Origin of the sequence: Escherichia sp. R1, from assembly GCF_003000935.1 — a bacterium.
GTDB lineage: Bacteria > Pseudomonadota > Gammaproteobacteria > Enterobacterales > Enterobacteriaceae > Escherichia > Escherichia coli.
Genome location: NZ_PSRU01000002.1, coordinates 81,390 through 105,323, shown reverse-complemented (window position 1 = coordinate 105,323; position 23,934 = coordinate 81,390). Strand labels below are relative to the sequence as shown.

The 23,934-nt window shown below is 52.0% G+C and carries 23 protein-coding genes and 1 pseudogene; 10 read left to right on the top strand and 14 right to left on the bottom strand.

The annotated features are described in order from the left end of the window. Positions 1-69: 69 nt before the first annotated feature. Both C4F37_RS03285 and C4F37_RS03280 read left to right on the top strand, forming a co-directional pair. Positions 70-981 carry an ISNCY family transposase gene (locus C4F37_RS03285; protein WP_001539153.1) on the top strand — a complete coding sequence of 304 codons (912 nt, stop codon included), beginning with the start codon at positions 70-72 and terminating at the stop codon, positions 979-981. Between the two features lie 12 nt (positions 982-993). Then, the gene (locus C4F37_RS03280) at positions 994-1,215 is read left to right on the top strand and encodes a hypothetical protein (RefSeq protein ID WP_000150331.1); all 222 of its coding nucleotides are present in this window, start codon (positions 994-996) and stop codon (positions 1,213-1,215) included. A 40-nt stretch (positions 1,216-1,255) separates the two neighbouring features. On the opposite strand, the gene yfaU is transcribed toward C4F37_RS03280, so the two are convergent. From yfaU to C4F37_RS03250, 6 genes and pseudogenes are all read right to left on the bottom strand, one after another. Beyond that, complete coding sequence (gene yfaU / locus C4F37_RS03275; RefSeq protein WP_000992976.1) at positions 1,256-2,059, bottom strand: 2-keto-3-deoxy-L-rhamnonate aldolase; 804 nt, start codon at positions 2,057-2,059, stop codon at positions 1,256-1,258. Positions 2,060-2,076: 17 nt separating this feature from the next. After that, positions 2,077-3,366 (bottom strand): MFS transporter, encoded by a 1,290-nt coding sequence (locus tag C4F37_RS03270; protein WP_001297939.1) that lies wholly within the window; start codon positions 3,364-3,366, stop codon positions 2,077-2,079. 56 nt (positions 3,367-3,422) lie between these two features. Continuing rightward, positions 3,423-4,628, bottom strand: coding sequence for an L-rhamnonate dehydratase (rhmD, locus tag C4F37_RS03265; RefSeq protein WP_001297916.1), 1,206 nt, complete (start codon positions 4,626-4,628; stop codon positions 3,423-3,425). 14 nt (positions 4,629-4,642) lie between these two features. Next, positions 4,643-5,429 (bottom strand): annotated as a pseudogene (locus C4F37_RS03260) (IclR family transcriptional regulator). Positions 5,430-5,648: 219 nt separating this feature from the next. Then, positions 5,649-6,851: a nicotinamide mononucleotide deamidase-related protein YfaY gene (locus C4F37_RS03255; protein WP_000921621.1), complete on the bottom strand. Its 1,203-nt coding sequence runs from the start codon at positions 6,849-6,851 to the stop codon at positions 5,649-5,651. A gap of 99 nt (positions 6,852-6,950) precedes the next feature. Beyond that, positions 6,951-7,493, bottom strand: coding sequence for a YfaZ family outer membrane protein (locus C4F37_RS03250; RefSeq protein ID WP_001296251.1), 543 nt, complete (start codon positions 7,491-7,493; stop codon positions 6,951-6,953). Between the two features lie 278 nt (positions 7,494-7,771). Between C4F37_RS03250 and nudI the strand changes: the two genes are divergently transcribed. After that, positions 7,772-8,197, top strand: coding sequence for a nucleoside triphosphatase NudI (nudI, locus tag C4F37_RS03245; protein WP_001249883.1), 426 nt, complete (start codon positions 7,772-7,774; stop codon positions 8,195-8,197). 38 nt (positions 8,198-8,235) lie between these two features. Here nudI and ais read toward each other — a convergent pair whose 3' ends face one another. Then, positions 8,236-8,838: a lipopolysaccharide core heptose(II)-phosphate phosphatase Ais gene (gene ais, locus C4F37_RS03240; RefSeq protein ID WP_001774001.1), complete on the bottom strand. Its 603-nt coding sequence runs from the start codon at positions 8,836-8,838 to the stop codon at positions 8,236-8,238. 307 nt (positions 8,839-9,145) lie between these two features. On the opposite strand from ais, the gene arnB reads away from it, so the two are divergent. Genes arnB through arnF form a run of 7 tightly spaced genes read left to right on the top strand, consistent with a single transcriptional unit; the run spans position 9,146 to position 16,496 of the window. Next, positions 9,146-10,285, top strand: a complete 1,140-nt coding sequence (arnB, locus tag C4F37_RS03235; protein WP_106106699.1) for a UDP-4-amino-4-deoxy-L-arabinose aminotransferase — start codon at positions 9,146-9,148, stop codon at positions 10,283-10,285. A gap of 3 nt (positions 10,286-10,288) precedes the next feature. Next, positions 10,289-11,257, top strand: coding sequence for an undecaprenyl-phosphate 4-deoxy-4-formamido-L-arabinose transferase (arnC, locus tag C4F37_RS03230; RefSeq protein ID WP_000461633.1), 969 nt, complete (start codon positions 10,289-10,291; stop codon positions 11,255-11,257). Next, a complete protein-coding gene (gene arnA, locus C4F37_RS03225) occupies positions 11,257-13,239 on the top strand; it encodes a bifunctional UDP-4-amino-4-deoxy-L-arabinose formyltransferase/UDP-glucuronic acid oxidase ArnA (protein ID WP_001539159.1) in 1,983 nt (660 codons plus the stop codon). Before arnC ends, arnA begins: the two co-directional genes overlap by 1 nt. Further along, positions 13,236-14,126, top strand: coding sequence for a 4-deoxy-4-formamido-L-arabinose-phosphoundecaprenol deformylase (arnD, locus tag C4F37_RS03220; protein WP_001539160.1), 891 nt, complete (start codon positions 13,236-13,238; stop codon positions 14,124-14,126). Before arnA ends, arnD begins: the two co-directional genes overlap by 4 nt. Beyond that, entirely contained in the window at positions 14,126-15,778 is a 1,653-nt protein-coding gene (arnT, locus tag C4F37_RS03215; RefSeq protein ID WP_001539162.1) for a lipid IV(A) 4-amino-4-deoxy-L-arabinosyltransferase, read from the top strand. Before arnD ends, arnT begins: the two co-directional genes overlap by 1 nt. After that, positions 15,775-16,110, top strand: a complete 336-nt coding sequence (gene arnE / locus C4F37_RS03210; protein ID WP_000638016.1) for a 4-amino-4-deoxy-L-arabinose-phosphoundecaprenol flippase subunit ArnE — start codon at positions 15,775-15,777, stop codon at positions 16,108-16,110. The genes arnT and arnE overlap by 4 nt, the downstream gene beginning before the upstream one ends. Beyond that, a complete protein-coding gene (arnF, locus tag C4F37_RS03205; protein WP_000523864.1) occupies positions 16,110-16,496 on the top strand; it encodes a 4-amino-4-deoxy-L-arabinose-phosphoundecaprenol flippase subunit ArnF in 387 nt (128 codons plus the stop codon). The genes arnE and arnF overlap by 1 nt, the downstream gene beginning before the upstream one ends. Here the strand turns inward: arnF and pmrD are convergent. From pmrD to menF, 7 genes are all read right to left on the bottom strand, one after another. Next, the gene (gene pmrD, locus C4F37_RS03200; RefSeq protein WP_001297897.1) at positions 16,490-16,756 is read right to left on the bottom strand and encodes a signal transduction protein PmrD; all 267 of its coding nucleotides are present in this window, start codon (positions 16,754-16,756) and stop codon (positions 16,490-16,492) included. The genes arnF and pmrD overlap by 7 nt on opposite strands. A 109-nt stretch (positions 16,757-16,865) precedes the next feature. Then, positions 16,866-18,221: an o-succinylbenzoate--CoA ligase gene (gene menE, locus C4F37_RS03195; RefSeq protein WP_001539164.1), complete on the bottom strand. Its 1,356-nt coding sequence runs from the start codon at positions 18,219-18,221 to the stop codon at positions 16,866-16,868. After that, positions 18,218-19,180, bottom strand: a complete 963-nt coding sequence (menC, locus tag C4F37_RS03190; RefSeq protein WP_001255587.1) for an o-succinylbenzoate synthase — start codon at positions 19,178-19,180, stop codon at positions 18,218-18,220. Before menC ends, menE begins: the two co-directional genes overlap by 4 nt. Beyond that, entirely contained in the window at positions 19,180-20,037 is an 858-nt protein-coding gene (menB, locus tag C4F37_RS03185) for a 1,4-dihydroxy-2-naphthoyl-CoA synthase (RefSeq protein WP_000639996.1), read from the bottom strand. Before menB ends, menC begins: the two co-directional genes overlap by 1 nt. A gap of 14 nt (positions 20,038-20,051) precedes the next feature. Continuing rightward, a complete protein-coding gene (gene menH / locus C4F37_RS03180; RefSeq protein ID WP_001774003.1) occupies positions 20,052-20,810 on the bottom strand; it encodes a 2-succinyl-6-hydroxy-2,4-cyclohexadiene-1-carboxylate synthase in 759 nt (252 codons plus the stop codon). Then, positions 20,807-22,477, bottom strand: coding sequence for a 2-succinyl-5-enolpyruvyl-6-hydroxy-3-cyclohexene-1-carboxylic-acid synthase (menD, locus tag C4F37_RS03175; RefSeq protein WP_000116370.1), 1,671 nt, complete (start codon positions 22,475-22,477; stop codon positions 20,807-20,809). The genes menH and menD overlap by 4 nt, the downstream gene beginning before the upstream one ends. Positions 22,478-22,565: 88 nt before the next feature. Then, positions 22,566-23,861, bottom strand: coding sequence for an isochorismate synthase MenF (gene menF, locus C4F37_RS03170; protein WP_001774004.1), 1,296 nt, complete (start codon positions 23,859-23,861; stop codon positions 22,566-22,568). Positions 23,862-23,934: the final 73 nt, after the last annotated feature.

The window sequence follows — 23,934 nt, the reverse complement described above, 5'->3', positions numbered from 1 at the left end:
CTGGCAGATGTCAAAGGCCTGGGATAACCGTAATGTCGCGTCATCATAAATATCAGGTGACGGACAACCATGACCGAATCAACAACCTCCTCCCCGCATGATGCGGTGTTTAAAACCTTTATGTTCACACCCGAAACCGCACGGGATTTTCTGGAAATACATCTACCAGAGCCGCTGCGCAAGCTTTGCAACCTGCAAACCTTACGCCTGGAACCCACCAGTTTTATTGAAAAAAGTTTACGCGCTTACTACTCGGATGTTTTGTGGTCCGTGGAAACCAGCGAGGGTGACGGCTATATCTACTGCGTGATTGAACATCAAAGCTCTGCAGAAAAGAATATGGCTTTTCGGCTAATGCGCTATGCCACTGCCGCCATGCAGCGTCACCTGGATAAAGGCTATGACAGAGTTCCGCTGGTGGTGCCATTGCTGTTTTATCATGGCGAAGCCTCGCCCTACCCGTACTCACTCAACTGGCTGGATGAGTTTGACGATCCGCAACTTGCCCGGCAGTTGTACACCGAAGCTTTTCCGTTGGTGGATATCACCATCGTACCTGACGATGAGATCATGCAACATCGGCGTATAGCTCTGCTGGAACTGATTCAAAAGCATATTCGCGACCGCGATTTAATCGGTATGGTCGACAGGATCACCACGCTTTTGGTTAGAGGCTTCACTAATGACAGTCAGCTACAAACACTGTTTAATTATCTGCTGCAATGCGGCGATACCTCCCGTTTCACCCGCTTTATTCAGGAGATTGCCGAACGTTCACCACTACAAAAGGAGAGATTAATGACTATTACTGAACGGCTACGGCAGGAAGGACATCAAATTGGCTGGCAAGAAGGTAAAATTGAAGGTTTGCATGAACAAGCGATTAAAATTGCCTTGCGCATGCTGGAGCAGGGCTTTGAACGTGAGATTGTGCTGGCGGCAACCCAACTCACTGATGCTGATATTCCGAACTGTCATTAAAAGGAGAGATTGATGACTATTGCTGAACGGCTACGGCAGGAAGGACATCAAATTGGCTGGCAGGAAGGTAAGATTGAAGGCTGGCAAGAAGGTAAATTAGAAGGTTTGCAGGAAGGCATGCATGAACAAGCCATTAAAATTGCTTTGCGCATGCTGGAGCAGGGCATTGATCGTGACCAGGTGCTCGCGGCCACTCAGCTAAGCGAAGCCGATCTGGCAGCGAATAACCACTAATTAACACAGGCCCACAGCCGATCCCCATGGGCCTTTGATATCAATAACTACCTTTTACGCGTGGCCCATTTTTGCCTGATTTAAACATCGCCAGTCGTTGATCCAAGGCATCGCTGTAGAGCATCGTGTCAACGCCAACAGCGACAAAGTTCGCTCCCCACGCCAGGCATTGCTGCGCCATATCAGGAGCCACAGCCAGAAAACCAGCCGCTTTACCCGCAGCACGGATCCGCCGAATGCTGGTTTCAATAATTCGCTGCACTTCCGGGTGCCCGGCGTTATCCGGGTAGCCCAACGACGCAGAAAGATCCGCAGGTCCAATAAACACGCCATCAATCCCTTCGACATCGAGGATTTCGTCCAGATTATCCAGTGCTGTTTTACTTTCCACCTGCACCAACAGACAAAGCGAATCGTTGACTTGCGCCATGTAATTCTCAATGCGTCCCCAGCGTGCAGCCCGTGCCACACTGGCCCCAACACCACGCTCACCGTAGGGAGGATAGCGCGTGGCAGACACCACCTGACGTGCCTGATCGGCAGTATCGACCATCGGGATCAGTAGAGTTTGCGCGCCAATATCCAGGACTTGTTTAATCAGCGGCTTACTGCCTTCCACCGGACGGATCACGGGGTGGCTGGCATAGGGCGCTACCGCCTGTAGCTGGTGATAAAGATCCTGAATGGTGTTTGGCGCATGCTCCCCGTCAATCAGCAACCAGTCATAACCGGAAGTGGCGGCAATTTCTGCCATATAGGCAGTCGTTGAGCTTAACCACAGACCAATTTGCACTTCGCCCTTGCGTAAACGTTCTTTAAAGGGATTGGTTAATAATGCGTTCATCGTGTTCCTTAAACTATTTAATGATGTGCCACGTCGGTCTGCGCAACAGTGCGATTTACACGCAGAGTGAAAATAATCAGCGAACCGATGACCGCCACCGCTGCCAGCGTCAGTAATCCCGCCGCATCGCTGGAAAATAACGTTTCTGCTTTCACGCGCAGGATCGGGGCAATAAACCCGCCCACTGCACCAAACAGGTTTATAAAACCAATCCCCGCAGCCAGCGCCGTACCGGAAAGAAGCTGTGTCGGCATCGTCCAGAACACCGGTTGCACGGCAATAAACCCGATGGCTGCAACACACAGCGCTACGATCGCCAGTACTGGAGAAAGCAGCCCGGACAGACCAATACCAATGCCCGCCGCCAGTAATGTCAGCGCTGCGACATTACGCCGTTCGCCGGTTTTATCGGAGTAGCGCGGAATAAGCCAGGTTCCAAACAAGGCCGCAACCCACGGAATGGCGGTGACCACCGACGCCGTAAAGCCCACTTTTGTCCCCAGCAATGCAGCAACCTGGGTCGGCAGGAAGAAAATTAATCCGTAAACCGCTACCTGAATGGTCAGGTAGATAATCGCCAGTTGCCAGACTCGGCCATTACGCAGCGCATCGCTCAATCGAGAAGTCACTTTCTGTTGTTCTTCACTTGCCAGTTGATTGATAAGCAACGTTTTTTCTTGTTTACTCAGAAAACGTGCCTGCTCCGGTGTGTCATCAAGCCAAAAGAATGTGAATACCCCAGCGCCGACTGCCAACAATCCTTCAATAACAAACATCCAGAACCAGCCGGGATGCCCCATAAATCCATGCATCTCCAGCAGCGCGCCAGAAAGCGGTGATCCCAGTGTTAACGCCAGCGGTGCGCCCATATAGAACAGCCCCATAATGCTGGCGCGATTACGCTGCGGAAACCATTGCGAGGTGAGATAAATCATACCAGGGAAAAACCCGGCCTCCGCAGCACCAAGCAGAGTGCGAACAATCAGAAATTTCGCTTCAGTATCGGCCCATGCCATGGCTGCCGAAAGAAATCCCCACAGCAGTGTTGTCGTACCAATCCAGGTTCTTGCCCCCAGTTTGCGCATCAAAAGATTCGCCGGAACCCCCAGAAACGCGTATACCACAAAGAAAATGCCTGCTCCCAGCGCATAAGCTTCATTACTCAGCCCGGTATCAATCTGGTAGGTCTGTTTGGCAAAACCAATATTCGAACGGTCGAGAAACGCCAGCACATACAGCGCCAACATAAACGGAATTAAACGCGCGCGGTTTTTCTTCACCACGGCGTCAAGCAAAGCGGTGCTCATAAAAAGCTCCTTAGAATATGTGGGCGTTACCGTTGTCACAGCAACGCCCGGAGTGATTAGTGGCTGTAGGGGCGTTTCAAATTGCAGTCACGATTGAGTTCGACGCCGAAACCGGGTTTATCAAGCACTGATTTATGAATACGACCATTCACCGGTACTGGCTCATTAAGCAGAATCGGATCAAATTGCGGACGCATCGTTGAACAATCCGGGCTGGTCATCAGGAATTCGCTGAATGGCGTATTGGTGAAGGTGATCACCGCATGGTGGGAGTAAACAGACGAACCGTGTGGCACCACCAGTTGCCCCCTGGATTTGGCGATTGCGGCAATTTCCACCAGCGTGGTTAAGCCACCGCACCAGCCAACATCCGGCTGCATAATGTCGATACCGTTTTCTGAAAGCGTACGGAAAGATTGCAGTGTGCCGTGGTGCTCACCGCTGGTGACCATCATCCCCGCTGGTGCGTTGTGTTTCAGTTCGCGATAACCTTCATACTGCTGTGGCGGCAGGCACTCTTCGATCCATTTCAGGTTATAGGGCGCGCAAGCGTGGGCCAGTTTGATGGCATAGTTCACGTCCTGACTCATCCAGCAGTCGAGCATTAACCAGAAATCCTCACCGCATTTTTCACGCATATCCGCGACCATAGCGGCATCTTTGCGGATCCCCGCATCACCATCATGTGGCCCCCAGTGCGTCGGCATTTTGCCACCGATAAAGCCCATCTCTTTTGCCAGATCCGGACGCGCACCTGTGGCGTAGAACTGAATTTCATCACGAACTGCACCACCTAAAAGTTTATAAACCGGAAGCCCGACCACTTTGCCGAACAGATCCCACAGAGCCAGATCGACACAGGAAATCGTATTCATCACCAGGCCACCAGAGCCGGAGTAATACAGGGTGGCATTGAGCATTTGATCGTGGATCAGTTTGATATCACTGACGCATTTACCCTCAATGAAACGGTTAAGATGTTTTTCGACAATAAAACAGCCCATTTCACCGGCTGTCGAAACAGCGAATCCGGTCTGGCCGTTTTCTGCTTCAACTTCAACAATCAACGTGCCAAGAACGTTAATGCCAAATGACTGGCGTGACTGCTCGTAATCGCGGTATTTACTCATCGGGGTGGCAATATGATCATCAATCCAGTGATTCGCCCCCTGGTCGTGATAATCACCGCCGCCAGCGCCTTTTTCTGCTGTCGCACCGCCAGTAAACCAGGCGCGAACCTGTTTGATTTTTGGTAGGGTCATGATGTTCTCCATTGTTATGAGGCCTGTAAGTCAAAGGGACTTTTCCATCCCAACAAACGTGAAATATCCCTGGCGCAGGCAATGGCCTTGCCCGCCAGATAATCACGGTATTCTTCATTGATTTGTAAGCGGGTACCGACCACCGAGATCGCAGCGGTAAGCTCGTTATTGGCGTTAAACACCGGCGCAGCGACACAACGGACATCGGCGTAATCTTCGCCGTTGTCATAGCTCCAGCCCTGACGGCGAATACGCGCCAGTTCTTCGTGAAGTTGCTGTGGATGAGTAATCGTTGTGGGTGTCGCCTGCTCCCAGACCAGCCCTTCGATAATACTTTGCTGTACCGCTGCAGGTTGCCAGGCAAGCAGGCATTTACCTATTCCGGAGCGATAAAGCGAAAGGCTTTTTCCTTCATGGGAACGCACGCTGATAGTGGCTGATGACTCCACTTTCAAAATGTAATAAGCGCTGCCGTTATCAATAATCCCCAGGTGACAGACATAACAGCCCGGTGGTATCCATCAGTTGCGTCAAACGCGGTCGAGCCAGTTCCCGGAGATCCATCTTGCTTAACGCATGACCGGAAAGCTCCTCCAGCCTGGTCCACAAACAAAAATTTTCCTGGTGATCAAGGCTAAGAAAACGCTGACGCCTGAGTTCATTAAGCAGCAAATAGGCCGTGCTTTTAGGGATTCCCAATGTGTCAATGATCGTCGCAGCACTACAGGGGCCAATGCGGGCAATCAAATTGAGAATATCAATAGCCCGTGTCAGGGCGGGAACTTTGCTTGATTCCAACATACTGGACTCCAGTCTTAGATACTGGAATCAGTCTCGTTGCTCAGGGGGAGTAAAATTGTGAAGCGCATCAAATCCCGCTCCTCGTCCAGCAGACTGGAGAAATTACGCACAAATTTGTGAATCAGCGCACGGATTTTTTCTTATTGAGTACAACAGGTTGGACAAATTTTGCCGGAGGGGGAATGTGCCGGTGCAGTAAACCGGCACAGAGTGGCGGAATCAGACAGATAAGGTCATGGACTCAACAACCTCAATCCAGCCATGCTCACTGGCGATATCCTGGCCGTTTAACCAACGGCGCAGCATATTCAGTGCCATCATTGCGCACACTTCCTGACGGATAGCCAGGCTGTAGCGCGTAGTGCTGAAACGCACACGCAGAGCGAAAGTGCCGTCTGGCGTGGCTAGCGCAAAGTTGAGATGCTCGTTCTCGAAACCCGAAACAGCCAGTGCCAGCCCGGCAAAATGGTTGGCCCGCCGTTCTGTAATCCAGTGCGCAGTTTGCGCCAGGGTTTCCTCCTGTGAAGGAACCACTTCACACGCCAGCAATGGAGCACCTGCGCGAGAAAGTTGCAAAGCCAATAAACCACCGGTGAATTGCTCGCTCAACGTCAGGCTGAACTGACGGTTTTGCAATTCGCGACTGATCTGCGCGGGCAGTCCTTCAGTGCCTTCGAAAATCACGCTCTGTCCGGCAACACGTTTAACATCCAGCCACAGTTTTTCCATCGCCTGTTGCTCGCTTGCCGGTCCGGTGAGTTTCAGTTCGATGATAGGCATTGAGGAGCGATAGCCCATTGTTACGCCCGGCGGCAGTTGTAGAGTGTCCAGGCTTTGTGCCAGATCGCTTTCCGAACGACCAAAAGTAGTCAAACGCAGACAAACCGGCGGCTGCGGTAAAGAAAAACGCTCGCGCAGGCGCGGCAGGATTTCGTGCTCGACCATCACCTTAAATTCTGACGGTACGCCGGGAGTAAAGAACATCAGGCAACGATTAAGCTGCACGGCAAAACCACAGGCGGTGCCTACCGGGTTATTGATAAATTCAGCACTGGCAGGCAGCTCCGCTTGTTTACGGTTGCTCGGTGCCATTACTCGTCCACGTTCGTGGAAATAGCGTTCCATCTCTTTGAGCCAGGCTTCATGCAGCACCAGGCCTTCACCTTTTGCTGTCGCAGCGGCGAGTGCGCTTAAATCATCGCTGGTCGGTCCCAGCCCGCCGTTAACGATCAGCACATCGGCGTGCTGACTACGTTCGCGAAGAATGGTGACTAAGTCATCAAGGTTATCCCCCACCGTATTGCGGCGAGATAATGGCAACCCCTGATGAAAGAAAAAATCGGCCAGCCAGGCAGCGTTAGTGTCAACGATTTGCCCGTGTAACACTTCATCCCCGGTGGATAACATTTCCACTTTTAACATGGTTATCTCCTGCTTTTGTTATCGAATCACTATAACGCAAAGGGAGACAGGGCGTAGTAAGAAACTGAATGGCGCGACAGAACGCCGCGCCGGAAGGCGTCAGAAGCTGGCATTTACCCCAACATACGGACCATCAGCAATGGCGTTATCACGATTGCCATTTTTACCTGCCAGGTTCAGGTAACGGTAGCCAGCCTCAATGCTGACTGGACGCATAATGGTGTAACGCGCGCCAGCATTCGCTTCTTCATAACTTTTAATTCCGCTGGAGAGCGAATCCGGAGAGTAGTAATACTCACCAAACAAGCGGAAGCTGTCACCAATTTGCCACTGCAAACCACCGCCAACTGCTGCGGCATAACCTTCATCACCATCGTTCGGGTTGGTGTAAACGCCTTTTCCGCCAACGGTCGCCATTAATGGCCCGAGAGGCAGATTCAACCCCAGCCCCACGCCCGCGGCATCACCGTCGTCGTCGTTATGTGTCCAGTTACCGCTTAACGCCAGGCCCGTCGATTCAGTCCCAAAACCGACACCAATATTGGTGTATTCTTTACCCGCCTGGCCGCTGATGCTCATTGCATTGACCGATGCAGAAACCAACAGCATTCCGGCCAGACCTGCTAGCGCAATTTTTTTCATTATCCTCTTTCCCACAAGCAATTAATCAAAATTCCCAAAGCTGCGGGATTGTACTGCCTGGCGCAGAGGATTCAATGAGCGAAAAAAGGGATCTAGTCACTTATTGTAACTAAATACTTCTTAAATAATTAAACGCCGAAAAAATAAACACACTTTATCGATACACACAAAAATAATAATAAATGTAGTTATCATCGCAAAAGAGATTACTGTCACTTTCACATATTTCTGAGTTACCGTATTCTCATGGTTTCTTTTTATTTATAAGGAATACCCCTGTGCGACAACGGACTATTGTATGCCCTTTGATTCAAAATGATGGTGCTTATTTGCTGTGTAAAATGGCCGACGATCGCGGCGTTTTCCCCGGTCAATGGGCGCTTTCGGGTGGCGGCGTGGAGCCTGGCGAACGAATTGAAGAGGCACTACGCCGCGAAATTCGCGAAGAACTGGGAGAACAGCTGCTTTTGACAGAAATCACGCCGTGGACCTTCAGCGATGATATTCGCACCAAGACGTATGCAGATGGTCGCAAGGAAGAGATTTATATGATTTACCTGATTTTTGACTGCGTTTCTGCCAACCGAGATGTGAAAATAAACGAAGAGTTTCAGGACTACGCGTGGGTAAAACCTGAAGATCTGGTGCATTATGATTTGAATGTTGCCACCCGAAAAACGTTACGTTTGAAAGGTCTTCTGTAACAATGATGACAGCCATTACTGGCTGTCAGATTGAAAATTTAGTGGTTAACGAATTCCCCATCCAGATAAACTTTGCCTTTTTCCACATGCATGACTAAACCATCCAGATAATCAGGTTTAAATGTCGCGTCACGCTTATCTTTAGCAATATATGTCAGGCAATGATTATGGGTGAAAATAACGATATTTTTATCAGGCGCTTTGCGTTGTAAGTCCTTAATTGCACTATAAATCTCATTACCGCACTGAAGAAGTCGTTTATCTACCGTCAATTTTTTACCCGCTGAAAACCAGGTAGCCGACTGAATGGTCCGGACGGTATTACTGGAATAAAGATCGAAATCAGGGATATCAGCACTAAAAGCGTTGCCCAGTTCACGGGCATCCTGGGTACCTTTAACCGTAATACCTGTTTTATCTGACAAGCATTGATTGGTTGAACGGTCGCAACGTTCAGCATGACGAAACAAAACGACAACCGGGTGCTGCTGTGCCAGTCTGGCCAGTGTTTTATTGTCGATACGTGGCAAACCATTGCTACTCCAGGCGGCATGAGTACCCAGTCCGGCAATTGCAGCGAGCGCCAGTAAAATGATGATATATTTTTTTGACTTCAACGAAGAGCGGCAAAAAGCTAACACGTAAACTCCACCTATAGACAAGCGCAACCAGACAATTACCGTGAAATTGAGCTACATTTCTGGCGATAATTCGCAGTTGGTGTAATATTATAAATCCTACGATGTCGGCAAAATGCCTCAAAATTTTGCCAAATGCAAAGCCTAAATAAGAAAAAATATAAAAATTTCAATATTTACGTCTAATATTAGTTTCTTAAGGTTAAGTTAATATTCTATCCTTAAAATTTCGCTCCAAATGGCAAAATATACACAACACTCTTTATAGCAAATATAAGTGGACAGGTATTCAATGGCGGAAGGAAAAGCAATGTCAGAATTTTTGCCTTTTTCGCGACCAGCAATGGGCGTGGAGGAACTCGCTGCAGTTAAAGAGGTTCTCGAATCCGGTTGGATCACAACCGGTCCGAAGAATCAGGCGCTTGAGCAAGCTTTTTGCCAGTTGACGGGAAATCAGCATGCCATCGCGGTCAGTTCAGCCACCGCCGGAATGCATATCACGCTAATGGCGTTGAAAATTGGCAAGGGCGATAAAGTGATTACGCCTTCCCTGACCTGGGTTTCAACCCTCAATATGATTTCCTTGTTGGGTGCAACGCCGGTAATGGTGGATGTCGACCGCGATACGCTGATGGTCACGCCTGAAGCTATCGAGTCAGCCATTACGCCACGCACTAAAGCCATCATTCCGGTGCATTATGCCGGTGCGCCAGCAGATATTGACGCCATTCGCGCCATTGGCGAACGTTACGGCATCGCAGTTATCGAAGATGCTGCCCATGCCGTCGGTACGTATTACAAAGGGCGACATATTGGCGCAAAAGGTACTGCTATTTTTTCGTTTCACGCCATCAAAAATATTACCTGTGCGGAAGGTGGCCTGATTGTTACTGATAATGAAAATCTTGCCCGCCAGCTGCGGATGCTGAAATTTCACGGTCTGGGTGTCGATGCCTATGACAGACATACCTGGGGCCGTGCACCGCAGGCTGAAGTCTTAACGCCGGGCTATAAGTACAATCTGACCGATATTAACGCCGCGATTGCCCTGACACAGTTAGTCAAATTAGAGCACCTCAACACCCGTCGGCGCGAAATTGCCCAGCAATATCAGCAAGCACTGGCAGCTCTCCCCTTTCAGCCATTAAGCCTTCCCGCCTGGCCGCACGTTCATGCCTGGCATCTGTTTATTATTCGTGTCGATGAACAACGTTGTGGTATCAGTCGCGATGCGTTGATGGAAGCGTTAAAAGAAAGAGGCATTGGTACCGGGTTACATTTCCGCGCCGCTCACACACAAAAATATTATCGCGAGCGTTTTCCCACGCTGTCGTTACCGAATACCGAATGGAATAGCGAACGCATCTGTTCGTTGCCGCTGTTCCCGGATATGACCACCGCCGATGCCGACCGCGTCATCACAGCCCTTCAGCAACTCGCAGGACAATGAGCCATGTTTGAAATCCACCCTGTTAAGAAAGTCTCGGTGGTTATTCCCGTTTATAACGAGCAGGAAAGCTTACCGGAATTAATCAGGCGCACCACCGCAGCCTGTGAATCACTGGGGAAAGAGTATGAAATCCTGCTGATTGATGACGGCAGTAGCGATAATTCCGCGCATATGCTGGTCGAAGCCTCACAAGCGGAGGGCAGCCATATTGTGTCTATCTTGCTTAACCGCAATTACGGGCAACATTCAGCGATTATGGCGGGATTCAGTCACGTCACCGGCGACTTAATTATTACCCTCGATGCCGATCTCCAGAATCCGCCAGAGGAAATCCCCCGTCTGGTGGCAAAAGCCGATGAAGGTTACGACGTGGTAGGGACTGTACGCCAGAACCGCCAGGACAGCTGGTTTCGTAAAACCGCTTCGAAGATGATTAACCGGCTTATTCAGCGCACCACTGGCAAAGCGATGGGTGACTATGGTTGTATGCTGCGCGCCTATCGCCGTCATATTGTCGATGCGATGTTGCACTGCCATGAACGCAGCACCTTTATCCCGATTCTGGCGAATATCTTCGCCCGCCGTGCCATTGAAATTCCAGTGCACCATGCCGAGCGTGAGTTTGGTGAATCCAAATACAGCTTTATGCGCCTGATTAATTTGATGTACGACCTGGTGACCTGCCTTACCACAACGCCGCTACGTATGTTGAGTTTGCTCGGCAGCATTATTGCGATTGGCGGTTTTAGCATTGCGGTGCTGCTGGTGATTTTACGCCTGACCTTCGGACCACAATGGGCGGCAGAAGGCGTCTTTATGCTATTTGCCGTACTGTTTACTTTTATTGGCGCTCAGTTTATCGGCATGGGATTGCTCGGTGAATATATCGGCAGGATCTACACCGATGTCCGCGCCCGCCCCCGCTATTTTGTTCAGCAAGTTATCCGTCCATCCAGCAAGGAAAATGAATAATGAAAACCGTCGTTTTTGCCTACCACGATATGGGATGCCTCGGTATTGAAGCCCTGCTGGCTGCCGGTTACGAAATTAGCGCTATTTTTACTCATACTGATAATCCCGGTGAAAAAGCCTTTTATGGTTCGGTAGCTCGTCTGGCGGCGGAAAGAGGCATTCCGGTTTATGCGCCGGATAACGTTAATCATCCGCTGTGGGTGGAACGCATTGCCCAACTATCACCAGAGGTGATTTTTTCTTTTTATTATCGCCATCTTATTTGCGACGAAATTTTGCAGCTCGCTCCCGCAGGTGCATTTAATCTGCATGGTTCGCTGTTACCCAAATATCGTGGTCGCGCGCCGCTGAACTGGGTGCTGGTGAACGGTGAAACGGAAACTGGCGTTACATTGCACCGAATGGTGAAACGTGCCGATGCCGGGGCCATTGTGGCACAACTGCGCGTTGCCATTGCGCCAGACGATATCGCCATTACGCTGCATCATAAATTGTGCCATGCCGCGCGCCAGCTACTGGAACAGACATTACCCGCCATTAAACACGGAAATATTCTGGAAATCGCCCAGCGCGAAAACGAAGCCACCTGTTTTGGTCGCAGAACGCCGGATGACAGTTTCCTCGAATGGCATAAGCCGGCATCCGTACTGCACAACATGGTGCGTGCCGTTGCCGATCCGTGGCCGGGTGCCTTCAGCTATGTTGGCAATCAGAAATTCACCGTCTGGTCGTCGCGTGTTCATCCTCATGCCAGCAAAGCACAGCCGGGGAGCGTGATTTCTGTTGCACCACTGCTGATTGCCTGTGGCGATGGCGCGCTGGAAATCGTCACTGGACAGGCGGGCGACGGCATTACTATGCAGGGCTCGCAATTAGCGCAGACGCTGGGCCTGGTGCAAGGTTCACGCTTGAATAGCCAGCCTGCCTGTGCCGCCCGACGCCGTACCCGGGTACTCATCCTCGGGGTGAATGGCTTTATTGGCAACCATCTGACAGAACGCCTGCTGCGCGAAGATCATTATGAAGTTTACGGTCTGGATATTGGCAGCGATGCGATAAGCCGTTTTCTGAATCATCCGCATTTTCACTTTGTCGAAGGCGATATCAGTATTCATTCCGAATGGATTGAGTATCACGTCAAAAAATGTGATGTCGTGTTGCCGCTGGTGGCGATAGCCACGCCGATTGAATATACCCGCAACCCGCTGCGCGTATTTGAACTCGATTTCGAAGAGAATCTGCGCATTATCCGCTACTGCGTGAAGTACCGTAAGCGAATCATCTTCCCGTCGACTTCAGAAGTTTATGGGATGTGTAGCGATAAATACTTCGATGAGGATCATTCTAATTTAATCGTCGGCCCGGTGAATAAACCACGCTGGATTTATTCGGTGTCTAAACAATTACTTGATCGGGTGATCTGGGCCTATGGCGAAAAAGAAGGTTTACAGTTCACCCTCTTCCGCCCGTTTAACTGGATGGGGCCACGACTGGATAACCTTAATGCAGCGCGAATTGGCAGCTCCCGCGCTATTACGCAACTCATTCTCAATCTGGTAGAAGGTTCACCGATTAAGCTGATTGATGGCGGAAAACAAAAACGCTGCTTTACTGATATTCGGGATGGTATCGAGGCGTTATACCGCATTATCGAAAATGCGGGAAATCGCTGCGATGGCGAAATTATCAACATTGGCAATCCTGAGAACGAAGCGAGCATTGAAGAACTGGGTGAGATGCTGCTGGCGAGCTTCGAAAAACATCCGCTGCGCCATTACTTCCCACCGTTTGCGGGCTTTCGTGTTGTCGAAAGTAGCAGCTACTATGGCAAAGGATATCAGGACGTAGAGCATCGTAAACCGAGCATCCGCAATGCCCGCCGCTGCCTGGACTGGGAACCGAAAATTGATATGCAGGAAACCATCGACGAAACGCTGGATTTCTTCCTGCGCACCGTTGATCTTACGGATAAACCATCATGACCAAAGTCGGCTTACGCATTGATGTCGATACCTTTCGTGGCACCCGTGAAGGCGTGCCGCGTCTGCTGGAAATCTTGAGTAAGCATAATATTCAGGCCAGCATTTTTTTCAGCGTCGGCCCGGACAATATGGGCCGCCATCTCTGGCGACTGGTGAAGCCACAGTTTTTGTGGAAGATGCTGCGCTCAAACGCGGCATCGCTTTATGGCTGGGATATTTTACTGGCAGGTACGGCCTGGCCAGGTAAAGAGATTGGTCATGCCAATGCTGATATCATTCGTGAAGCGGCTAAACATCACGAAGTCGGCCTGCACGCCTGGGATCACCATGCCTGGCAAGCCCATAGCGGTAATTGGGATCGGCAAACAATGATCGACGATATTGCACGCGGCCTTCGCACCCTGGAAGAGATTATCGGTCAACCGGTAACCTGTTCTGCCGCTGCGGGCTGGCGTGCTGACCAACAGGTGATCGAAGCAAAAGAAGCGTTCCATTTGCGCTACAACAGCGATTGTCGTGGGGCGATGCCGTTTCGTCCATTGCTCGAATCAGGAACCCCCGGCACTGTGCAAATTCCGGTGACCTTACCCACCTGGGATGAAGTGATTGGTCGGGATGTGAAAGCAGAAGATTTTAACGGTTGGTTACTCAACCGCATCCAGCGAGATAAAGGCACGCCGGTTTATACCATTCATGCCGAAGTTGAAGGCTGCGCTTATCAGCATAATTTTGTGGATCTCCTGAAACGCGCAGCTCAGGAAGGCGTGACATTTTGCCCTTTAAGCGAACTATTATCAGGGACGTTGCCGCTCGGACAAGTTGTTCGCGGAAATATTGCCGGACGTGAAGGCTGGCTGGGTTGCCAACAAATTGCGGGTAGTCACTGATGAAATCGGTACGTTACCTTATCGGCCTCTTCGCATTTATTGCCTGCTATTACCTGTTACCGATCAGCACGCGTCTGCTCTGGCAACCAGATGAAATGCGTTATGCGGAAATCAGTCGGGAAATGCTGGCATCCGGCGACTGGATTGTTCCCCATCTGTTAGGGCTACGTTATTTCGAAAAACCCATTGCCGGATACTGGATTAACAGCATTGGGCAATGGCTATTTGGCGCGAATAACTTTGGTGTGCGGGCAGGCGTTATCTTTGCGACCCTGTTAACTGCCGCGCTGGTGACCTGGTTTACTCTGCGCTTATGGCGCAATAAACGTCTGGCTTTACTCGCCACAGTAATTTATCTCTCATTGTTTATTGTCTATGCCATCGGCACTTATGCCGTGCTCGATCCGTTTATTGCCTTCTGGCTGGTGGCGGGAATGTGCAGCTTCTGGCTGGCAATGCAGGCACAGACGTGGAAAGGCAAAAGCGCAGGATTTTTACTGCTGGGAATCACCTGCGGCATGGGGGTGATGACCAAAGGTTTTCTCGCCCTTGCCGTGCCGGTATTAAGCGTGCTGCCATGGGTAGCAACGCAAAAACGCTGGAAAGATCTCTTTATTTACGGCTGGCTGGCGGTTATCAGTTGCGTACTGACGGTTCTCCCCTGGGGACTGGCGATAGCGCAGCGGGAGCCTGACTTCTGGCACTATTTTTTCTGGGTTGAGCATATTCAACGCTTTGCACTGGATGATGCCCAACATAGAGCGCCGTTCTGGTACTACTTGCCAGTCATCATTGCCGGTAGCCTGCCGTGGCTGGGATTACTCCCCGGTGCACTGTACGCTGGCTGGAAAAACCGCAAGCATTCCGCAACCGTCTATTTGTTGAGCTGGACGATAATGCCGCTGCTGTTTTTCTCCGTCGCTAAAGGCAAATTGCCCACCTATATTCTTTCCTGCTTTGCACCTCTGGCAATGCTGATGGCGCATTACGCGTTGCTGGCAGCAAAAAATAATCCTCTGGCGTTGCGGATTAATGGCTGGATTAACATCGCTTTTGGCGTCACTGGCATTATTGCCACATTTGTGGTCTCCCCCTGGGGACCAATGAACACACCGGTGTGGCAAACCTTCGAGAGCTATAAAGTCTTTTGTGCCTGGTCTATTTTTTCGCTATGGGCTTTTTTCGGCTGGTACACCTTAACAAACGTCGAAAAGACCTGGCCTTTTGCCGCGCTTTGCCCGCTGGGGCTGGCGTTGCTGGTAGGATTTTCAATTCCTGACAGAGTCATGGAAGGAAAACATCCGCAATTTTTTGTCGAGATGACACAAGAATCACTTCAGCCAAGCCGCTATATTCTTACTGATAGCGTCGGTGTTGCCGCAGGTCTGGCATGGAGCCTGCAACGCGATGACATCATCATGTATCGCCAGACAGGTGAGTTGAAATATGGCCTTAATTATCCGGATGCAAAAGGGAGATTTGTCAGCGGTGATGAGTTCGCAAACTGGCTTAATCAACATCGTCAGGAGGGGATTATTACACTCGTGCTTTCGGTTGACCGCGATGAAGATATCAACAGTCTCGCCATTCCGCCCGCAGATGTCATCGATCGTCAGGAGCGTCTGGTGCTAATTCAGTATCGGCCCAAATGATCTGGTTAACATTAGTCTTTGCCAGCTTGCTTAGCGTTGCCGGGCAGTTGTGTCAGAAACAGGCAACCTGCTTTGCGGCGGTAAACAAACGGCGCAAACATATCGTGCTGTGGCTGGGACTGGCGCTGGCTTGTCTTGGCCTTGCCATGGTGCTCTGGCTGCTGGTCTTGCAGAACGTACCGGTAGGCATTGCCTACCCGATGTTAAGTCTGAATTTTGTCTGGGTAACGCTGGCTGCAGTAAAACTGTGGCACGAGCCGGTATCGCTGCGTCACTGGTGTGGGGTGGCGTTCATTATTGGCGGCATTGTGATCCTCGGGAGTACGGTGTAATGGGCCTGATGTGGGGATTATTCAGCGTCATTATCGCCTCCGCTGCGCAATTAAGCCTGGGTTTTGCGGCGAGTCATCTGCCGCCAATGACGCACTTATGGGATTTTATCGCGGCGCTGTTAGCTTTTGGCCTGGATGCCCGGATACTGTTACTCGGGCTGCTGGGTTATCTGCTTTCCGTTTTTTGTTGGTATAAAACACTACATAAACTTGCGCTAAGCAAAGCCTATGCCTTGCTCAGTATGAGTTATGTGCTGGTATGGATTGCTTCAATGGTACTTCCCGGCTGGGAAGGGACTTTTTCGCTGAAAGCACTACTGGGAGTAGCCTGTATTATGAGCGGGTTGATGCTGATTTTCCTGCCCACAACAAAACAACGTTACTGAGTTTTCCCTGCCGCTTTACACTGCCGTTCCCACTCATCGGGGCTATAACAGCTTGCAGAAAGGACTTTCACCGTGTGCAGCTTTTCACGATTAATACAGTAAAGCGCATTCTGCAAAGGCGAGAGTAAATCCCCCACTTTCACGGCGAAGTCACTCTTCACTTCGGCGATCATTTTTATCGCGCCGCCAGCATCGCAGAGCATAATTACATGTCTGTTATCTTGTTTATTGCAGCACGATTTTTTGACCAGCCATTCCATTGCATTATCCTGTTTGCTAAGAGTTTTCACATCAATTTACAGATTAACAGATAAACTCTTTATCAACGGCAATGGAATGGCAGAAATGAGAAGTGAAACGGTGGGTTAATTATTGCTGGCGTTTCACCCACTCTTTTAGCGCCTGACGTGAAATTTTAATACCGCCGTTTTTCAGCTCCGGCGGCAGAGTCAGCCAGCGCACCGGTTGTTGAAAACGAGCCAGCTTATCTTTCACCCATTCGTCAAGATCAACGCTTTGCTGGTCATACTCCACCACCGCTACCGGCCGATGACCAAACTCCTTGTCGGCAACGGGAACGATAAACACCTGCAAAACCGCAGGATGTGCAGCAATAACGCGCTCGACTTCTTCCGGCTGAATACCCTCACCGCCACTGAAGAATAGATTGTCTAAACGTCCGACAATGGTCAACTTGCCATTATGCATCTCACCGCGATCGCGCGTGGCGTACCAGCCTTCGTCATTAACCAGTGGAACCCGTTGCCCGTTACGCCAGTAACCTTCTGCCATACTGGCAGCCCGCAGCCACACTTCATCATTAACGATTTTCACTTCCCGACCCGGCAGCGGCGAACCAACGTCTGCCAGACCGTCGGCTTCTTTCGCACACACTGTGGAGGCAAACTCGGTCAGACCATAGCCGCAAAAGCACCGAATCCCCTGCTCGCGCGCCTGTTCCGTCAACTCGACCGGGATAGCCGCGCCGCCAAGTAAAACCGCTTTCAGGGAAACGGAACTACGGTTAACCAGCAAACGCCAGAGTTGTGTTGGCACCAGTGAAGCGTGAGTACAGCCTGCCAGCATCTGCTCCAATGGCTGTTTATCACGCACCGTCATCCGCGCACCAGCGTATAACCAGCGCCACATAATTCCCTGACCGGAGACGTGAAACAGCGGTAAAGAGAGCAACCAGTCATCGTGATCACCAAAAGGAATCAGCGATAACACCCCTTCGGCGCTGGCAAGATGAGCCTGATAAGTATGAACAGCGGCTTTCGGCAAGCCAGTGGAACCAGAGGTTAACGTCATTGAGCACAGACGCGTCGGCTGCCACGCCGCGGCATGTGCGCCTTCAACCAGCTGAATGTGCAGCGACGCTAACGCCGGAAACGTGTTTTCCCCTTCCGGCACCAGCGCAAATTGCAGCGTAAGATTGGGCAGCAATTCCTCAAGCAGCGGTTGCGGCAGCTGAGGGTTCACGGGCAACACCCGCGCCCCGCATTGCAGTAACGCCAGCCAGGCCAGCAGCGTTTGCGGCGTATTCCACGCCCGCAACATCACGCTGCTGCCCTCAACCACACCCTGCACCGCAAAGCTGGAGGCTAATTCATCGACGCGAGCACAAAGTTCGCGCCAGTTGAGTTGCTCGTCATTGAGACGTAAGGCGATGGCTTCTCCCCGCACTTGCCGCCAGTGACGCCACGGCCAGTCAGAGAAGATCATAACAGCCGCTCCAGTGCATCAACGTCCACTAACGGCAGTGGGCTCCCCGGCCAGCGACGAACCTGCTGCGCCTGCATCAGATCCAGCGTGTCCAGTCCCGGAATGGTGTCTGGCGTTAACCAGGCAGCAATCCGCGCCAGTTGCGTTAGACCTAAGCTCGACTCAATGGAAGAGCTGATCACCGCCGTCAGCCCCAGCGCATGCGCCGCCTGCACTTGCTCGCGTACTTTATCCAGGCTGCCCGTGAGCGTGGGTTTGATAACTACCGCGCGCACGCCCTCTTCAGCTACAAAGGCAAAATCCGGCTCGCGCAAGCTTTCATCCCAGGCAATGGCAATGCCGGTTTCACGGGCAAACGCACGCGAATCATCGCGGGTTTTGCACGGCTCTTCGAGAAACGCGATGCGGTGGCGATAATCCGGGTTAACGTATTTGGCAAACTGCTGGCCTTTCAGCGGTGTCCAGGCGCGGTTCGCGTCAAGACGCAAATGCAGATCCGGAATTGCCTCCAGCAACAGATTCACCACCATGCCGTCGCGCACGGCTTCGTACAATCCCACTTTGACCTTCGCCACTTTCTCGCCAGGCATATCGGCAAGTTTGAGGATCAGATCGTCAGGATCGCCATTACACAGCGGCGCCGCACGGTAATTGGCCGCCTGCGGGAGCGTCTCTGCCAGCTCCGCCAATGCACAACTTACGCCAAAGGCAACGGAAGGCATCTGCGGTATCTCGCAATCGCCTGCCAGCCAGTTATTTACCCAGGCAAGCAGCACACTTTGCGCATCTTCCCAGGTTTCCTGACTGAAGCCCGGCAGTGGGGAGATCTCCCCCCACCCTTCGCGCTCGCCCTCACGCAGGCAAACATACAGCCCGTCGCGGGTTTTTAACCGCCTGTCGCGCAGAACCACCCCCGCGTCCATGGGGATCTGCCAGCGGTATACCTGCGCGCTACGCATTACGGATTCCGTTTAAATTTGCTGAAATCAGGCTGACGTTTCTGGTTGAAAGCGTTGCGACCTTCCTGACCTTCTTCCGTCATATAGAACAGCATGGTGGCGTTACCTGCCAGCTCCTGCAGACCTGCCTGACCGTCACAGTCGGCATTCAGCGCAGCTTTCAGGCAGCGCAGCGCCATCGGGCTGTTTTGCAGCATTTCGCGGCACCAACGGACGGTTTCTTTTTCCAGATCCGCCAGCGGTACCACGGTGTTCACAAGGCCCATATCCAGCGCCTGTTTTGCGTCGTACTGACGGCACAGGAACCAGATTTCACGCGCTTTTTTCTGCCCGACGATGCGAGCCATGTAGGAAGCGCCCCAGCCGCCGTCGAAGGAACCGACTTTCGGGCCAGTCTGACCGAAGATGGCATTATCTGCCGCGATAGTCAGGTCGCACATCATGTGCAGAACGTGACCGCCGCCGATGGAGTAGCCAGCCACCATCGCGACAACCGGTTTCGGACAGGTACGGATCTGACGCTGGAAGTCCAGCACATTCAGGTGATGTACGCCGGAATCATCTTTATAGCCGCCGTAATCACCACGCACTTTCTGGTCACCACCGGAGCAGAACGCTTTATCGCCTGCACCAGTCAGAATGATCACGCCGATGTTGTCGTCATAACGCGCATCTGCCAGCGCCTGGATCATCTCTTTTACCGTCAGAGGACGGAAGGCATTGCGCACCTGCGGACGATTAATGGTGATTTTTGCGATACCGTCGGTGGATTTTTCATAACGAATGTCCTCGAAACCTTCGGAGCAGTCGTGCCATTCAACCGGTGCGTAAAGCATTGCTTCATCAGGATAAATCATATTGTGTCCTTTAGTCAGAAACGCAAGATCTGCGCCAGACTTGCGATTACGCCAGCGGGATTTTCCCGATGCGCGTTATGTCCGGCGCGAGGAATGACATGGCAGTCGGCAGCCAGTTCCGCCGCCAGGGCGCGGAATTTGCTGTCACGTTCACCACATAAATAATAAAACGCAAATGTGCGGGCGCTAAGGTTAGCACGTAAATCAGGCTGGACGGCGAGAGAAGTCGCCTCCAGCATGGCGGCAAGCGTTGCGCCATTATTGTTGCTGCGCAGCGCCACCAGCTCCCGGCGTTGATCGTCATTGAGTGAGGCAAAAACAGGCTGTTGATACCAGTCGGCAAATACCGCCGTTAACGGTTCTGTGAGAAAACGCTGCACCCATTGGCGATCGGAACGCTGACGTTCCGCACGTTGTTCAGCATTTTGCAGCCCCGGATGCCCGCCTTCGACAACAACTCCACAAAGCCCCGCCGGCTCCTGGCAAGCCGCCATCATCGCCACCCGTCCGCCAAGCGAGTACCCCACCAGCCAGAAGTTAAGTATGTTGTAACTAACCAGCGTTTTACACAATAAGCCGGTGACATCATCAAATCCATCGACGCTGATCGTCGCTGAACCACCGTGACCTGGGAGATCAACATACAACCGCGAGTAGTCGGCAAACGCCTCGCCCACTTCTTGCCATTCATGGCAATCGCCAGAAAAACCGTGCAAAAACACCAACCAGGGTAAACCTGGTTTGCCGTGTTTTGCCTGCGCGTGCAGGATCATAAATGGCTTACCTGCGCCAGAAGTTGCTGGAGCGTTTGCGCACCATCGGTGTCGTTAACCACCATTTCAATCACCGTGGTGGTCGGCGTACGCCAGGCATCGACTAGTGTCGTTTCAAGTTCCTGCCAGTTTTGCGGACGATGATATTTCAGCTCGAACATCGCAGCGGCGTGCTCAAAATGGACGTTTTGCGGCATCAGATAGAAACGCTCGCGCTCGCTTTTCGGCGTTGGCAACAGCGAAAAAATTTGCCCGCCGTTGTTGTTCACCACAATTAATACCAGCGGTGCGGAAACCTGGCGCAATAACGCCAGCGCGTTGAGATCGTAAAGTGCGGAGAGATCGCCCACAATCGCCAGCGTCGGTTTGCCGCTTGCCCGCTGAACGCCGGCGGCAGTCGAGAGCAGCCCGTCGATACCGCTGGCACCACGGTTGCTGTACACCGGGTAACCTGCCGGAAGTTGCGAAAGCGCATCAATCAGACGCACCACCAGGCTGTTACCGACAAACAATTGCCCCTGTTCAGGCAAGTAGTCGCTGATGCGATGCGCCAGTTGCGCTTCGCCAAACGCATCGCGACGGGCAATAACCGCCTGCATTGCCTGTTCCGCCAGGCGCGGGATTTCAACGCACCAGGGCTGGCGTTTTTCTGCCGGATGCAGCTCCAGCCAGTCGGCAATATTGGCAATTAAGCGACGTCCGCGATGGTGTGCCGGATCAAGTCGCCCTTCAATGTCATCAACAATCCAGTACTCTTCTGGTTCACAGCTTGCCTGCCATTGGAGGAGTCGTTTCCCCGTCAGGCTGCTTCCCAGTTGCACCACTATTTGTGCCTGTTGCAGTTCGCTGGTCGCTTTGGCATTGCCTAACCAGAGATCGGCACACGGCAGCGGCTGTCCGGTTTGCGACAGCACGTCGCCAATCAGCGGCCAGCCAAGAGTTTGCGCCCACAGTGCAACTTTTTTGCCCTCTTCCGCACTCATGCGCCCGGCAACCACCACGCCGCGCTTTTGTCGCCAGAAGAACCAGTCACGCTGTTTTTCACTTTCCCGACGAGGCGCTTCACGCAGCCACGGTTTGTCGTCCTGCCACCAGTCGCCCAGCCGCTGTTGCCAGCTAATCCCGGTGTCGTCCATTTCGCCATACAGCGGTTCAGCAAACGGGCAGTTGATATGGACTCCACCAGCATGAAGCGTACCGAGAGCGTGGTCGATGGTAGAAACCAGCCAACGTGCGGGGATATCCTGGGTCGGGCGCGGCAGTGAAATACTGTGCGTGGGGTGAGAGGCGAACATTCCCGGCTGACGAATCGCCTGATTCGCGCCGCAGTCAATCAGCTCCGGCGGGCGATCGGCGGTTAACAGGATCAGTTTTTCTCCGGTTAACCCAGCTTCAATCAGTGCCGGATAGAGATTTGCTACCGCCGTGCCGGAGGTCACAATCACCGCCACCGGCTGCTTGCTGACTTTCGCCAGCCCCAGTGCCAGATGCCCCAGTCCACGCTCATCGAAATGGGTATGATGAATAAATGCGGAATTCTCCGCCGCCGCTAAAGTTAACGGTGTAGAACGCGAGCCAGGGGCGATACAGATGTGTCTGACGCCGTGACGCGTTAATGCTTCCAGAATGACCGCCGCCCAGCGTCGGTTAAATGCGCTTACTGACATGAGTTTGTCCGGTATCAATATTGCGGCTAAGTATAAGGAGCTACAAAAATAGATTATTGATATGAATCGGTAATGATGCGACTCATTACTATTCCATTTGTAATAAAGTACGCAGCCCTGCCGCTTTGTTGTCGATTTCCTGCCACTCTTGCTCGGGGTCGGAACCACGGACAATGCCTGCGCCAGCATATAGCCGCACGATATTGCCGCTGATTTTTGCTGAGCGCAGGGAAACGCAGAATTCACTTTGCTGTAATGAGAGATAGCCCGCAGAACCGGCGTACCATTCTCGAGTGAACGGTTCGTGACGGGCGATAAACTGTCGCGCCAGATCGCGCGGTAAGCCAGCAACTGCTGCCGTTGGCTGCAACTGATGTAAACAGATCACATCATCCGCTTTGTTGAGTGAAGTCCAGATACAGCGGCGAAGATGCTGTACTTTACGTAGACGCAGTACCTGCGGCGGTAAAACATCCAGCGTTTGGGTATCGGCCTGCAATCGTTGGCAGATATCTTCCACCACCAACATGTTCTCGCGCTGGTTTTTATCATCCGCCATCAGCCACTCACCTAACTGCTGCGCCTGCTTATCATCAGGATGATTTGCTACCGTTCCCGCCAGCGCTTCGGTACGCAGCGCTTTGTCACGCCGCCGCCATAACCGTTCCGGTGAAGAACCAAGAAAAGCATTTTCGCCATCAAAGGCCATGTAAAAATGGTAGCAATTCAGATTGAGCCGACGACTGGCAGCCATCATCGCTGCCGCATTGACCGGACTTGCGAAATGCAGGTCGGTTGCCCGAGCAAGCACAACTTTGTCGAGCTCGCCTTCGGCGATGGTTTTCGTTGCCAGTTCGATTAATTGCGTCCAGCCCGTTTTGTCCGGCCAGTGTTGTTCTCGCGTGGTGGTTAAATGTAATCCAGGCAGGGGCTTGATACTCACCAGTGTGGCGATAAATTCTTTTGCCTTGATTGCATCGTGCTGAAGGGAGCTTTCGCTGAATAGCGTCAGCCGCAGCGTGGCTTTACCGCCACAACGTCGCCATTCCAGGCGTGGTAAAAGTAAATTGCCCTGCGACGGGTCAAACGCATTCAACCCCCAGATGCGTAAGTCGGCGTGTTCCGGGTGCTGGCGAAGAAAACGTTGTGCCTGGTCCAACGACGTAAAACGGGTAATCGCACCCAGGACGGCAGCTTCTTCATCACCATTACGTTGTTGCCAGTAGAATTGCGGATACACCTGCTGACTGGTCAGCCAGCTCAAGGCATCAAAAGCGTCTTTGAGAGGGAAAGGAATATCGATAACCCGAATGCCGGGTGTCGCCGGAATCTCTTGCGACAAATGGCGCAGTAGATTTTCCAGCGCCGTAGTAAGTGATTGCACGCGGACCTCTCCCTGTTAAAAGCCTCACATTATACGGGGTACGACAAAAAAAATGCAGTACCCCGGTGTAGGG